The following is a 12,605-nucleotide window of genomic DNA, read 5'->3' on the forward strand; positions in this document are numbered from 1 at the left end:
GCCCAGGGCTTGGCACATCCGATCGACGCTCCTAGACAGGGAAATCGATCTCGGCAGGGATGGTTCAGGCTGACGACCTCGACGCCCTCGACCTCCTGATCTGGCTCGGGACGGGAACGGAAGTGGCTCGCCACTGCCACTGCAACCAGAGCACCATCTCGCGGCGGGTGCACCAGGCCCTGCGCCCCTTTGGCCTCAACCTGATCCGGCGGCAGGGGGAGTGGGCGCTCAGACAGGACAGCGAGCTGCTGGCCCTCGAGCGGCAGGTGCACCAGCTTCACCGCTTCCTGAAGGGCAGCCCTTTGCGCGTGGATGCCAGCTACCTGGCAGCTCCTTTGCTCCAGGACATCTCGACGGCATCCCAGGCCTGGATCCAGGGCCGGATCAAGACCATTGGCAGCCATCGCCCCTTGGAGCTGCTGCGCGAGCGGGTCCTGGATGCCTGGATCACGGGCATGGACCAGGACCTGCCGCAGCTCGATCCCCAGACCTTCTCCCGCATTCGGCTGCTGCGCACCCCCTTGAGGATCGTGGCCGCTGAAGGCCATCCGCTCCACGGTCAAGGCCAGCTCAGCAGTGCTGACCTGGCCCCCTTTCCGAGACTGGCACCGCGTCCGGGCCAGTATCCGCGGACGGAACGCCAGATCAAGCGTTTGGACTTCAAGCCGCCCTTGCACCTGTCACCGGCACGGCACTACGGCCCCGACCTGACCGGCGCACCTCCTTTGGCTCTGCATTACGGCACCGCCATCACCCTGCTCCACCAACCGAGCCAGCAACCACTCGACTTCAGCCTGAACGTGGACAGCCAGGTGAGCCTGGTGGTGCGCACCGACGTGCTGGAGCAGCCTGGCGTGGCCCTACTGCTGGATCGGCTGCAAGCCCAGTCCCAGCTCCTGGCAACAGGCAACGATGCGGTGAGGCTCGCGGCCTGACAGCCACCTAGCCCAGCCGGGTGGCCACCTTGAGCCGTTCCAGCCAGCGATTGACCCGGCGCCTCAATCGCGGCGGCACCTCCTGGAGCAATTGGCCCAACTCATGGGCCGCCAAGCGCCTGAGGTCGCGCACATCCACACGCCACAGGCCTTCGGCCTCCCGGATCAACCGGGCCCAAGTGCGCACGGACTGCCAGCGGAGCAGCCGCTGCTGCGGCCCCCCGACCACCCGTAGCACCCGGAATCGAACCCGACTGGCCATGGCGTCCATGGCGACGATCCCACCAGCCTGTGCCACCCCCTGGCAAAAGACAGGAACGCCCCGGCAGGCTTCGGAGATTGGAAGAAATTCGGTGGAGCGGTCCGGAGCCTCAGGCCGCAACCCCATCCAGTTCGACCCGTTGCACCGGGAAGGGCAGGGCCTCGGCCTCCCGCGCACTGAGGCGACGGCTCCAGGCCCCCCGCACGGGATCATTCCAGCGGAACCCCGCCTCCTTGGCCCGATGCCGCTCCGCGTAGGAGAGGTTGGCGCGGAACAGCAACCTGGGCTCCAGGGCGGCCACCAGCAACGGCTCGAGATCGCTGCAGCGCTCCAGCACCTGCACCAGATAGGTGCAGTCGGTGAGAGCCCGGTGGGCGGCCCACACCGGCACGCCATAGGCCAGGGCCAGATCCCGCACCGAAGGGGCGGCCCGCAGCTGGCGCTCCGCAGGCCAGTGGATGTCGTCCATGGAGCAAATCCAGGGTTTGGTGATCGGAGGCAAGGGGTCGAAACCAAACCATTGGGCGTCGAAGGCAGCGTTGTGGGCCAGCACCGCATCACAGGCGTCCAGTAGGGCCTGAAAATGGGCGAGGCCGGCCTGCCAGGGTTGGGGCAAGCGGCTGACGGCCGCCGGAATGCCATTGACGTGCTGGGCTGGATTGGCGAGGGCCGGCAGCAGGAACGACACCTGGCTGAGCACGGCACGGGTGGGCACATGGAACAGCACGGCCCCCAGCTCGATGCACTGGGCCGAAGCCGGTTCCAGGCCTGTGGTCTCGGTATCGAGAATGAGCAGGGTGGTGGGGGCGAGCCGTCCCGTCTCCCCGCGGGCGGAGAGGGGGGGCAATTGGGGCTCGCGCTCGGGCTTGCCGGCAGGGCTGCGCTCTTCAGCAGGCGCCGGCGCCAGGCTCAGCAGGTCGCTCTGTTGCCAGAGGCTGGGCTGTTCCTCGATCGGGCCGCTCACGGATGCCAGGGACTGCTGGCCCCATCGTCCCAGCCCGATCCGCCGCAGGCCAGAGGGGCCTGCTTAGGCTGATTGACCAACCCGTGATTGGGGCATGGGCCTAGCCGCCGGAGACCGAGCACCGCTGATCGCCCTGGGAGATCAGAACGGCGTCGAACGCCGCAGCGACCAGTTGGCCGGCAAGGCCCTGGTGCTGTTCTTCTATCCCAAGGACGACACCCCGGGCTGCACCGCAGAAGCCTGCGCCTTCCGGGACAGCTATGCGGACCTCCAGGCCCTGGGCGCCGAGGTGTGGGGGGTGAGCGGCGACGATGCCGCCAGCCACCAGCGCTTTGCCAGCCGCCACAACCTCCCCTATCCCCTGCTGGTGGATCGGGGCAACCAGTTGCGCAAGGCCTTCGGCGTGCCCGGGGTGCTGGGTCTGTTGCCCGGACGGGTCACCTACGTGATCGATGGCGACGGAGTCGTCCGCCATGTGTTCAACAACCTGCTGGACGGTGCTGCCCACCGCAACGAAGCCCGCGCCGCCCTGCAGCGGTTGGGCCTCTGACGATGGCGCAGTGGCGCCAGCGGGGCGACATCTGGCAGCTTGAGCCCAGCGGCCGCCCCCGCGGCACCGTGGAGTTCATCGGTGGCAGTTACCTGGCGGCCACACCCCAGCTCAGCTACCGGCGGCTGCTGGAAGCCCTCGCTTCCCGCGGCTGGCGGATCCGGGCCTGGAGTTATGTGCCCGGCTTCGACCACCAGGACCAGGCCAACACCGCCTGGCGGCGTTTTCGCCAACTGCGGGACGGGGACCTGGCCGAACCCGTTCTGCGTCTGGGCCACAGCCTGGGCTGCAAGCTCCACCTGCTGGCCCCCGACGGCGGCCGTGCCTGCGACGGCCTGGTGGCCCTGAGCTTCAACAACTTCTCCGCCGAGCGCTCCGTGCCCCTGCTCGCGGAACTGGGACAGCAGTTCAACTTTCGCAGCGAGTTCAGTCCGTCGCCGGAAGAAACCCTCCTGCAGGTGGCGCGCAGCTACCGGCAGCCGCACAACCTGCTGGTGCGGTTCCAGCGGGATCAGATCGATCAGAGCAAGCGGCTCCTGGCTGTGCTGCAGAGCCGAGCCGGGGATGGCAGCCGGCTCACCGAGCTGCCAGGGGACCATCTGGCCCCAGCCAGCGCCGGGCTGCGCCAGAACCTTCTGGGCAACTGGGCTGACGATCCCAGCCGCCAGCGAGCCCTGGAGCGAATCGCCGACACGATCGATCACGCCCTACCGCCTGCCTGCGCTTGAGGGAGCCGGTCGGCAGGCCGTGGAATGGCCATCTGTGGCAGCGCTGGTTCATAGTGAAGAAGGGATACCAGGTTCCGTTCTGCGAACTGGCTGTTCCAGGGATCAACACCATGGGCGCTGCAAGTTGGGTCAAGGTTGGGGCCTCCACGCAACCCGGCACGACCGAAGCCCTGGAGGAGGCCCTGCGCTCCCTCGAGAGCCCCACGGCCCCGAAGTTGGTGGTCGCCTTGGTGGCGCCCCACTTCGACCTGCCCACCATTGCGGAAGGCCTGCACCAGGCCCTGCCCGGCACCCAGGTGATCGGCTGCACCACGTCGGGGGAAATCGCTCCGGATGGAGCGGTGGCTCATGCGCTGGTGCTCTGGGCCCTGGGCGGGGACGCGATCTCCGTCACCACCGGATCGGGCCAAGGTGACGACCTCGGTCTGCGCAAGGCGGCCACCGAAGCCGCCCATTGCCTGGATCAGCTCGATCAGCGGGCCAACACCGTGCTGATGATGCTGTCCGATGGCCTCTGCGGAGATCAGATGGAGGTGGTGCGGGGCGCCTATGACGTGGCCGCCATCGACGTCCCCCTGGTGGGAGGCTGTGCCGGTGATTACCTGGCGATGCGCCGCACGCGCCAGATCCACGGGCGCCGGGTGATGAGCCAGTCGGTGGTTGCCGCTGCCATCAGCTCAGACCGCCCCCTGGGCATCGGTGTGAGCCACGGATGGAGGCCCGCCAGTGAGCCGATGCTGGTGACCGGCAGCAAGGGCAACCTCCTCTCCTCGCTGGAGGACAAACCCGCTCTGGATGTGTATCTGGATTTCTTCAATCCACCGGAGGCTGCCCGAACGGATCAGGCCGCGTTTGCCGACTTCGCCGCCACCCATCCGATCGGAATTCGCCGTCGCGACAAGATCGAAATGCGCCACATCACGGGCTTCAACCTTCAGACGCGGGAGCTGATCACGGTGGCCGAAGTACCCCAGGGGGCCCTGGCCTTTCTCACCGAAGGGGATTTTGACTCCGTTCTCGATGCGGCCGCCCAGTCGTGTCAATCGGCTTTGGCGGGCCTGAACGGGGAAGAGCCGGTGGGTCTGTTCCTGTTTGACTGTGTCTCGAGGCGTGCGGTGTTCACCGAAGATCGGGTGCATGAGGAAACCGATCTGATCACCAGCAGCTGCGGCCAGGTGCCGATGGCAGGGTTCTACACCTATGGCGAAATCTGCAGGACCAAAGGGGCTGGCGGGTTCCACAATCAAACGCTGGTGACCCTGGCGATCGGCTGATGGAGCCCTCCTGGTCGCTGCACATGCTCTCGGAGATCCTCTCGGCGTTTTCGACCGAGGATCCCGACAACCTCCGCAATGTGCTCAACCGTGTAGCGGAATCGGTGGATGCGGAAGTGGCCGCCATCCTCTGCGCGGGACAGATCGATTGGTGCATCGGGCTGAGCGAAGCTGACCAGACGCACTTGGTGCAGCAGGCCCAGCAGCAACCGACTGACATCCAGATCCGCTCTGGAGCGCTGCACACGTGCTGGGCACCCATGGGGCGCCGCGACGTGCTGTTTGTTGGCCGCCTGGGCGAACGCTTCGACCTGGAGGAACGGGCCCTGCTGCGGGCCATGGCCCGCAGCATCGAACTCAGCATCAAGATGCTGCGGGCCGTGTCGTCGGAACGCCAGGCCCGAAAGGATGCCTATCAACAGGCAACCCATGACGCCCTCACCGGGCTGCCCAACCGGCGGATGGTGCTCGATCGTCTTCGGTCAGCCATTGACCATCCGGTCGGTGACGAGTCGCTGGTGACCGCTGTGTTGTTCATCGACATCGATCGCTTCAAGTGGATCAATGACGCCCATGGCCATGCCGCCGGAGATCAACTGCTGATCCACGTCAGCCGCATCCTCAAGGACGCGGTTCGGCATGGCGATCTGGTGGGACGGCTCTCGGGCGATGAATTCATCGTGATCACCCGCACCAGCGACCGCAACGCAGCCAGCGAACTCGCCCGGAGAATCATTGCCGCGATTCGCCAGCCCCTGCGGGTGGCGGGCTCGGAGCTCAGCCACACCGTGTCGATTGGAATCAGCTTTGCGCACGCTGGCGACAATCCCTCCTCCGTTCTGGAAAACGCCGACATGGCGATGTATCGCGCCAAGGCCCTGGGTCGGGGGCGCTACGCGAGCTTCCACTCCTCGATGCGCCTGCAAGCGCAGCAACGTCTCTCCCTGGAGGAGGCGCTTGGCCATGCGGTGGGCAATGGTGAAATCACCACCCATCTCCAGCCCCTGTTTCGCCTGTCCGATAACACCTTGTCGGGCTTTGAGGCGCTGGTGCGCTGGCAGCACCCCCAGCTGGGGCTTTTGCTTCCAGGCGCCTTTCTGGAGCAGGCCGAAGACAGCGGACTGATTCAGGACATCGACATGACCGTCTTCGAGGCTGCTTGCTCGGCGATCGCCCAATGGCAGCAGATTGCTGGTCTGGAGCATCTGCGCCTCTCCTCCAACCTGTCAGCGCGCAGCCTTGCCGATCCACGGGTGAAAGAGCGGATCAAGGTGATCCTCGAAACCACGGGCATCCAACCCACCAATGTCTACCTGGAGATCACGGAAACCACTCTGGTGGAAGATATTGAATCCACGGTGAGCACCATCAATGCGCTGCGTGCTCTGAATGTGCGCCTGGCGATCGATGATTTCGGCACCGGCTATTCATCTCTCCTCTATCTCAAACGCTTCCCGGTCGGTGTGCTGAAGATCGACCGCTCCTTCGTGAATGGGCTGGGGATGAATCCGGAGGATGAAGTGATCGCCACCACGATCGTCTCCCTCGCCCGGGCCCTTGAACTGGAGGTTGTGGCCGAAGGGGTGGAGAACCAGATGCAGCTGGAACGCATCCGCGAGCTGGGAGGCGATTACGGCCAGGGCTATCTGTTTGGACGCACCCTCTCCATCGGCGATACCGAACGGAGCTTCATCGCTCCCCGGCGGCCCACCGCCGCCCTGCTGACCACACCCTGACCTACACCCGCAGGGCATCCAGCACGGAGCGATCCTCGAGGGTGCTGGTGTCGCCACTCACCTCCTGGCCATCGGCCAGGGCCCGCAGAATGCGCCGCATGATCTTGCCGCTGCGGGTCTTGGGCAGGGCATCGGTAAAGCGGATCTCATCGGGTTTGGCGATCGGGCCGATCTCCTTGGCCACGTGGCTGCGCAGTTCGGCGATCAGGGCGTCATCGCCGCGGCGTCCGGTCTCCAAGGTGACAAAGGCCACGATCCCCTCCCCCTTGAGGTCGTCGGGCCGGCCCACCACCGCCGCTTCGGCCACGGTGGGGTGACTCACCAGGGCACTCTCGATTTCCATCGTGCCCAGGCGGTGACCACTCACATTGATCACGTCATCCACGCGGCCCATCACCCAGAAGTAGCCATCGGCATCCCGGCGGGCGCCATCGCCAGCGAAGTAGAGGTGGCTGCCGTCGGCCGGGCGAATCTCCTCCCAATAGCTCTTGCGGAAGCGCTCCGGATCGCCGTGCACGGTGCGCATCATCCCGGGCCAGGGGCGGCGCACCGCCAGGTAGCCACCCGCGTCTGCCGGCTGGGAGAGGCCCTCCAGATCGACCACGTCGGCGGCGATCCCCGGCAGGGGGAGGGTGCAGGAGCCCGGCTTGGTGGGCGTGGCGCCCGGCAGGGGGCTGATCATCACGCCACCAGTCTCCGTCTGCCACCAGGTGTCGATCACCGGGCAGCGATCGCCGCCGATCACATCCCGATACCACATCCAAGCCTCGGGATTGATCGGCTCGCCCACGGTGCCGAGAATGCGCAGGGAGCTCATGTCGTACTGATCAGGCACCTCGCGGCCGCTCTTCATGAAGGCCCGGATCGCCGTGGGGGCCGTGTAGAAAATCGTGCAGCGGTGCTTCTGAATCACCTCCCAGAAGGCACCGGGCTTGCTGGGGCGCGGTGCCCCCTCGTACATCACCGTGGTGGCACCGTTGGAGAGCGGGCCGTACACGATGTAGCTGTGGCCCGTGATCCAGCCCACGTCGGCGGTGCACCAGTGGATGTCGTCCTCACGGATGTCGAAGATCCACTGGAAGGTGAGGTGGGCCCAGAGGTTGTAGCCGGCAGTGGTGTGCACCACCCCCTTGGGCTTGCCGGTGGAGCCGGAGGTGTAGAGCACGAACAGCCGGTCTTCGCTGGCCATCGGCTCTGCGGCGCACTCCGCGCTCTGGCCCTCCACCAGCTCATGCCACCAGTGGTCGCGCCCCTCCGTCATGGCGCAGTCGCCGCCGGCCCCAGCCAGCCGCCGCACCACCAGCACATGCTCCACGGAGGGGGCCCCGCCATTGCCGGCCAGGGCCTCATCCACGGCGGGTTTCAAGGGCACGGGCTTGTCCTTGCGGAAGCCGCCATCGGCCGTGATCACCGCCTTCACCTCGCCATCGATCAGGCGATCGCGCAGGGCATCGGCCGAAAAGCCGCCGAACACCACCGAGTGGGGGGCACCGATGCGGGCGCAGGCCAGCATGGCGATGGCGGCCTCCGGCACCATTGGCATGTAGAGGGCCACCAGGTCGCCCTTGCCGATGCCGAGGGCCTTGAGGGCATTGGCGGCCTTGCACACCTCGGCATGGAGCTGCCGGTAGGTGAAGCTACGGGTGTCGCCGGGCTCCCCCTCCCAGATGAGGGCCGTCTTCTCGGCGCGCGAGCCCTCGAGATGGCGATCGAGGCAGTTGAAGCTGAGGTTGGTGGTGCCGCCCTCAAACCAGCGGGCAAAGGGTGGATTGGTCCAATCCAGCACGGTGTGGAAGGGTTCGAACCAGTGGAGCTCACGGCGGGCGAGATCCCCCCAGAAGCCATCGGGATCAGCCTCCGCCTTGGAACACAAAGCCCGATAGGCCTCCAGGGAGCCGATGCGCGCCGAATCAGACAGGGCCTGGGGCGGAGGGAACAGCCGCTGCTCCTGCAGTCCCGATTCGATCGTCGCGCCCGTGGTGACATCAGACATGGGGCAGGAGCGGGGCTGAGGAGCTGGGACCATTCAACCCAGCCCCGGCCACCGGCGCTGCCCCGGGACGGGGCCATGTAACGGGACGTCGTGATGGCCCCGGCCCCTGGCCTTGCTGCAGGATGGTGAGATGGGCACCCCTGCCGCCTGCCTGTTCGATCTGGACGGGGTCCTGCTCGACACCGAGCCACTCCAGGCCCTCGCCTGGCAGGAGGCGGCGATCCACTTCGGCTGTGCGCTGGATGCCAGCCAGTTGCTCAGCCTGCGGGGCCGGCGCCGTCCCGATTGCGCCGAACAGGTGTGCCACTGGATCCGCACCGCCACGGGCTCCTCCCCTGGATTTGGGGCCCTCCTGGCCGTACGCCAGCCCCTGGCTGATCGGCTGCTGGTCGCTGCCCCGCCCATGCCAGGAGCAGAGGCTCTGGTGCAGCGTTGCCTCGAACGTGGCATCCCGATGGCCCTGGCCACCAGCAGCGCCAGGGCAGCGGTGGAACGCAAAGCCGCTCCCCACCCCTGGCTGGACTTGATCACCGTGCGCGTCTACGGAGATGATCCAGAGCTGCGTGGTGGCAAACCCTCACCAGAACCCTTTCTGCTGGCCGCCGCGCGGCTCAGGGCCGCGCCCGCGGATTGCTGGGCCTTCGAGGATTCCCAGGCAGGCCTTCAGGCGGCCGTCACAGCCGGTTGCCGCGTGTTTGCCCTGGTACCGGATCTGGCAGCTGGTGCCGCATTGACCGTTCCCGAGGGCGTGACGGTGCTGAGATCGCTGAAAGAGGTGGCGCTCTGAGCGCCACAGCCGATCAGTAGAGCCGGCTCAGCACGAAATCGGGCAAGGCACGCAGGGCCCTGCTGGGCTCGGACGGGGTGAGCCAATCCAAGGCGGCGGCAGCCTCCTTCGCAAAGCCTTCGGCCAGGGCCCGGGAGCGGGGAATGGCCTCACAGCCGCGCACCAGCTCCAGGGCCTGCTCCAGGTCGCCCTCCTGGCTGAACTCCCGTTCGATCAGACCCGCCAGGGCCGGGCGCTCCTGGAGGGCGTAGAGGGCCGGGGCGGTGAGATAGCCCGAAGCCAGATCGCTGGCGGCCGGCTTGCCCAGCTGCTGGTCGCTGCCGGTGAAATCGAGGATGTCGTCCACCACCTGGAAGGCCAGGCCCAGCTGACGCCCAAAGCGGTAGAGGTCATCGAGCTGCTGGGAGGCCAGGCCGGTCAGCACGCCGGCGGCGCGGGCGCTGTTGGCGATCAGAGACGCGGTTTTGCAGTAGCTCTTCTCGAGGTAGGTCTCGAAGCTCTGGCCGGTGTCGTAGCGGAACAGGCCCTGCTTCACCTCGCCATCAGCCAGATCCATGATCACGCGGCTGAGCAGCTTCACCACCTCGAGATCGTCGAGATTGGCCAGGTGCCAACTGGCCTGGGCAAAGAGAAAGTCGCCAGCCAGAACAGCCACCCGGTGGTTGAAGCGGCTGTGCACGGTGTCGACACCGCGGCGGGTGGCGGCCTCATCCACCACGTCGTCGTGAACCAGCGACGCCGTATGGATCATCTCGGTGATCTCGGCCAGGCGCCGATGGCGCGGGCCCAGTTCGCCGTCCGCGGCCACCGCCCGGGACAGCAGCAGCACGATGCCGGGGCGGAGACGCTTGCCTCCGGCGGCAAACAGGTGTTCAGCGGCGGCCTGGAGGATGGGGTGCCCGGCTCCGATCAAGCTGCGCAGGTCGGCCAGCAGGGCATCCAGATCAGCCTCTACGGGCTGGAGCAGCTCTGCAACCGTTGCCACAACACCTCCGCCGTGGCGAGATCCTAGAAGGCTCAACCCACCGACCGCAGGTCCACGCGCTCCACCGTTGGGCGGTATCCCAACCAACGGCTGGCCCCATCAGCGAAGGCCTCCGCACAACCACTCACGCAGACGCGGGTGCGATCAGCCGGGGGAACCACCGCCACCCCGGAGAGCTCCCCCTCCGGCATCCCCCCCATGCTGGCGAGCAGGGGGCCCAAGCGCTTCACCGCCGCTTCAGCCGGATCCACGAGCCGCACATGGGGCGGGAGCAGCTCCGTGAGCAGCGGCCGCAACATCGGGTAGTGGGTGCAGCCCAACACCACCGTGTCGACCCCGGCCGCCACGAAGGGGGCGAGATAGCCCCGGGCCGCGACCTCCAGCTCCGGACACTGCAGATCGCCAGCCTCGATCAGGGGTACGAAGGCCGGACAGCCGATTTCCAGCACCTGGGCGTGGGGATGGCAGGCATGGATCGCCCGCCGGTAGGCACCACTGGCCGCCGTAGCGCTGGTCGCCAGCACCCCAACCCGATCACTGCCGAGGTCCGCCGCCACGCTGTCGATCAGCCCCACCACCGGCACCCCGGCCTCCACCACCGCCACATCCAGGGCCAGGGCGTTGGAGGTGTTGCAGGCCATCACCAGCACGCCCACCTGCTGGTGACGCAGCCAAGCCACCACCTCGGCGGCGATGGCGCGAATGTCGGCCACGCTGCGCTGGCCGTAGGGCACCCGCGCGGTGTCACCGAGATACAGGCACGAGGAATGGGGATAGCGCTCCTGAAGCCGGCGCAACACCGTGAGGCCGCCCAGACCGCTGTCAAACAGGCCCACCAAGGCGCTCATGGGCCCTCCTGCAGGGCATTGAGAATCCCGGCGGACAGGGCCAGGGCCATGCGGCGGCGGAAATTCGCATCAGCCAGGCGGCGGGAGTCGAGCTCCCCGGTGACAAAACCCATCTCCACCAGGGCTGAGGGCATCACCGTGCGGCGGATGACGAAGAAGCGACCCGTCCGCACCCCCCGATCCGGACTGCCCGGGGAGATGGCCAGCATCTGCTCCTGAAGGGCGGCCGCCAGACGGCGGGACTTGAATCCGGCGCCTTCGAAATAGAACGTTTCGATTCCGTTCACATCAGGACGCGCCATGCTCAGGGCATTGGCGTGGACGCTGACGAACAGGTCGGCACCGCTGCTGTTGGCCAGGGACACCCGGGGCGGCAGGTCCACATCCACCTCGGAGGTGCGGGTCATCAGCACCTGCACGCCACGGGCCTGCAGCAGCTGGGCCATCTGCAGGCAAACATCCAGCACCACATCCGTTTCCCGCAGTCCGCCAATGCCGACGGCCCCGGGATCTGGGCCGCCATGGCCGGGATCGATCACCACCTTGAAGCGTCCCCGCGGCACCACCGGCAAGCCATCGGCCGAGAGGGGCGTGGTGGCCGTTGGGAAGTTGGTCTGACGAATGGGGAGGTCACGGGTGACCGCATCGAGATCCCCCTCCCCGATACCCGTGCCGCCCTGGATGGCCAGCCCGGGCAGCTCCATGCGCCAACGGTCACGGGCGGTGCCCACCAGCTTGAGGCCGGCGGGATCCAGCTGGGTGCCCGGGGCAAACTCGAGCACCAGCCTGGTGGTGAAGCCATCGGGCCGACCGATGCGAACCTCGCGCAGGGCACCACTGCCGGGCACGCTGCGGGTCCGGGACGGGGCTCCTGGCAGGTCCACCCAGACGCGAGGCCCCCGCAGAGCGGTCCCGGCTTCGAAGAAGGCCTGGGGACGGACATCGAGGCTGGTGCGCAGCTCGAGCTGGCCGGCCCGGGTGATCCGCCAAGCCGCCAGGGAGGAGGCCCAGGTGGGCAGTGCAGCCAACACCACGGCGAGGACCGCGAGAACGGAGCTCCACTGCAGGCGACTCACCTTGAATCCGACGGTCCAGCGCATCAGGACGGTCAGAACAGGGCCGGCCGGCGGTGTTGGAGGCTCGGCATCTGGGCTCGCACGCGCGTGGCATGGCCAGGATCCACCGGAGCCACCGCCAAGCCCACACCCACGCCGGCATCGGCCAGAACCGTGCCCCAGGGGTCAATCACCAGGGCATGGCCATGGCTCTGGCGACGGCCGTAGTGCAAGCCCGTCTGGGCTGGCGCCACCACATAGGCGGTGTTTTCAATCGCCCGGGCCTGCAACAGCACCTGCCAGTGATCCTTGCCCGTAAAGGCGGTGAACGCCGCCGGCACCATCAGCACATCCACGCCGGCTTCCGCCAAATGGCGGTAGAGCTCCGGGAAGCGGACGTCGTAGCAAATGGAGAGGCCGATCCGCCCCAGGCCGGGCACCTCAACCACCGGGGGCAACTGGTCGCCAGGCTTGACGGTGGCGGATTC

13 protein-coding genes are annotated in these 12,605 nt (G+C 67.3%); 6 read left to right on the plus strand and 7 right to left on the minus strand.

Annotation, left to right across the window (positions count from 1 at the left end; all coding sequences use genetic code 11):
* The first annotated feature begins 59 nt into the window (after positions 1 to 59).
* Positions 60 to 935: a LysR substrate-binding domain-containing protein gene (locus tag KBY71_RS05200; RefSeq protein WP_254927899.1), complete on the plus strand. Its 876-nt coding sequence runs from the start codon at positions 60 to 62 to the stop codon at positions 933 to 935.
* A gap of 7 nt (positions 936 to 942) precedes the next feature.
* On the opposite strand, the gene KBY71_RS05205 is transcribed toward KBY71_RS05200, so the two are convergent.
* Both KBY71_RS05205 and KBY71_RS05210 read right to left on the minus strand, forming a co-directional pair.
* Complete coding sequence (locus tag KBY71_RS05205; RefSeq protein WP_254927900.1) at positions 943 to 1,197, minus strand: hypothetical protein; 255 nt, start codon at positions 1,195 to 1,197, stop codon at positions 943 to 945.
* Positions 1,198 to 1,306: 109 nt separating this feature from the next.
* Positions 1,307 to 2,161: a 3'-5' exonuclease gene (locus tag KBY71_RS05210; protein ID WP_254927901.1), complete on the minus strand. Its 855-nt coding sequence runs from the start codon at positions 2,159 to 2,161 to the stop codon at positions 1,307 to 1,309.
* Between the two features lie 94 nt (positions 2,162 to 2,255).
* On the opposite strand from KBY71_RS05210, the gene KBY71_RS05215 reads away from it, so the two are divergent.
* From KBY71_RS05215 to KBY71_RS05230, 4 genes are all read left to right on the plus strand, one after another.
* Positions 2,256 to 2,711: a peroxiredoxin gene (locus KBY71_RS05215; RefSeq protein WP_254927902.1), complete on the plus strand. Its 456-nt coding sequence runs from the start codon at positions 2,256 to 2,258 to the stop codon at positions 2,709 to 2,711.
* Positions 2,712 to 2,713: 2 nt separating this feature from the next.
* Positions 2,714 to 3,439: a DUF1350 family protein gene (locus tag KBY71_RS05220; protein ID WP_254927903.1), complete on the plus strand. Its 726-nt coding sequence runs from the start codon at positions 2,714 to 2,716 to the stop codon at positions 3,437 to 3,439.
* 110 nt (positions 3,440 to 3,549) lie between these two features.
* On the plus strand, positions 3,550 to 4,713 hold the full coding sequence (locus KBY71_RS05225; RefSeq protein ID WP_254927904.1) for an FIST signal transduction protein: 1,164 nt from the start codon (positions 3,550 to 3,552) through the stop codon (positions 4,711 to 4,713).
* Entirely contained in the window at positions 4,713 to 6,449 is a 1,737-nt protein-coding gene (locus tag KBY71_RS05230; protein ID WP_254927905.1) for a bifunctional diguanylate cyclase/phosphodiesterase, read from the plus strand. The genes KBY71_RS05225 and KBY71_RS05230 overlap by 1 nt, the downstream gene beginning before the upstream one ends.
* Position 6,450: 1 nt before the next feature.
* Here the strand turns inward: KBY71_RS05230 and acs are convergent, their stop codons facing one another.
* On the minus strand, positions 6,451 to 8,442 hold the full coding sequence (gene acs, locus KBY71_RS05235) for an acetate--CoA ligase (RefSeq protein ID WP_254927906.1): 1,992 nt from the start codon (positions 8,440 to 8,442) through the stop codon (positions 6,451 to 6,453).
* 130 nt (positions 8,443 to 8,572) lie between these two features.
* Here acs and KBY71_RS05240 point away from each other — a divergent pair, with 130 nt between their 5' ends.
* The gene (locus KBY71_RS05240; RefSeq protein WP_254927907.1) at positions 8,573 to 9,229 is read left to right on the plus strand and encodes an HAD family phosphatase; all 657 of its coding nucleotides are present in this window, start codon (positions 8,573 to 8,575) and stop codon (positions 9,227 to 9,229) included.
* Between the two features lie 13 nt (positions 9,230 to 9,242).
* Here the strand turns inward: KBY71_RS05240 and sds are convergent, their stop codons facing one another.
* From sds to KBY71_RS05260, 4 genes are all read right to left on the minus strand, one after another.
* On the minus strand, positions 9,243 to 10,214 hold the full coding sequence (gene sds, locus KBY71_RS05245; RefSeq protein WP_254927908.1) for a solanesyl diphosphate synthase: 972 nt from the start codon (positions 10,212 to 10,214) through the stop codon (positions 9,243 to 9,245).
* A gap of 32 nt (positions 10,215 to 10,246) precedes the next feature.
* Positions 10,247 to 11,062, minus strand: a complete 816-nt coding sequence (gene murI / locus KBY71_RS05250) for a glutamate racemase (protein WP_254927909.1) — start codon at positions 11,060 to 11,062, stop codon at positions 10,247 to 10,249.
* Complete coding sequence (locus KBY71_RS05255) at positions 11,059 to 12,162, minus strand: N-acetylmuramoyl-L-alanine amidase (RefSeq protein WP_254927910.1); 1,104 nt, start codon at positions 12,160 to 12,162, stop codon at positions 11,059 to 11,061. Before KBY71_RS05255 ends, murI begins: the two co-directional genes overlap by 4 nt.
* 8 nt (positions 12,163 to 12,170) lie before the next feature.
* The coding region (locus KBY71_RS05260; protein ID WP_315858523.1) for a nitrilase-related carbon-nitrogen hydrolase at positions 12,171 to 12,605 on the minus strand (435 nt) is incomplete at its 5' end.

Source organism: Cyanobium sp. T1B-Tous, assembly GCF_024345475.1.
Lineage (GTDB): Bacteria > Cyanobacteriota > Cyanobacteriia > PCC-6307 > Cyanobiaceae > Cyanobium_A.

Excerpts from the sequence above, each read along its gene's own strand:
- KBY71_RS05200 (WP_254927899.1), top strand. The coding sequence starts at position 60 with ATGGTTCAGGCTGACGACCTCGACGCCCTCGACCTCCTGATCTGGCTC.
- KBY71_RS05205 (WP_254927900.1), bottom strand. The coding sequence starts at position 1,197 with ATGGCCAGTCGGGTTCGATTCCGGGTGCTACGGGTGGTCGGGGGGCCG.
- KBY71_RS05215 (WP_254927902.1), top strand. The coding sequence starts at position 2,256 with ATGGGCCTAGCCGCCGGAGACCGAGCACCGCTGATCGCCCTGGGAGAT.
- KBY71_RS05220 (WP_254927903.1), top strand. The coding sequence starts at position 2,714 with ATGGCGCAGTGGCGCCAGCGGGGCGACATCTGGCAGCTTGAGCCCAGC.
- KBY71_RS05225 (WP_254927904.1), top strand. The coding sequence starts at position 3,550 with ATGGGCGCTGCAAGTTGGGTCAAGGTTGGGGCCTCCACGCAACCCGGC.
- KBY71_RS05230 (WP_254927905.1), top strand. The coding sequence starts at position 4,713 with ATGGAGCCCTCCTGGTCGCTGCACATGCTCTCGGAGATCCTCTCGGCG.
- acs (WP_254927906.1), bottom strand. The coding sequence starts at position 8,442 with ATGTCTGATGTCACCACGGGCGCGACGATCGAATCGGGACTGCAGGAG.
- KBY71_RS05240 (WP_254927907.1), top strand. The coding sequence starts at position 8,573 with ATGGGCACCCCTGCCGCCTGCCTGTTCGATCTGGACGGGGTCCTGCTC.
- murI (WP_254927909.1), bottom strand. The coding sequence starts at position 11,062 with ATGAGCGCCTTGGTGGGCCTGTTTGACAGCGGTCTGGGCGGCCTCACG.
- KBY71_RS05255 (WP_254927910.1), bottom strand. The coding sequence starts at position 12,162 with ATGCGCTGGACCGTCGGATTCAAGGTGAGTCGCCTGCAGTGGAGCTCC.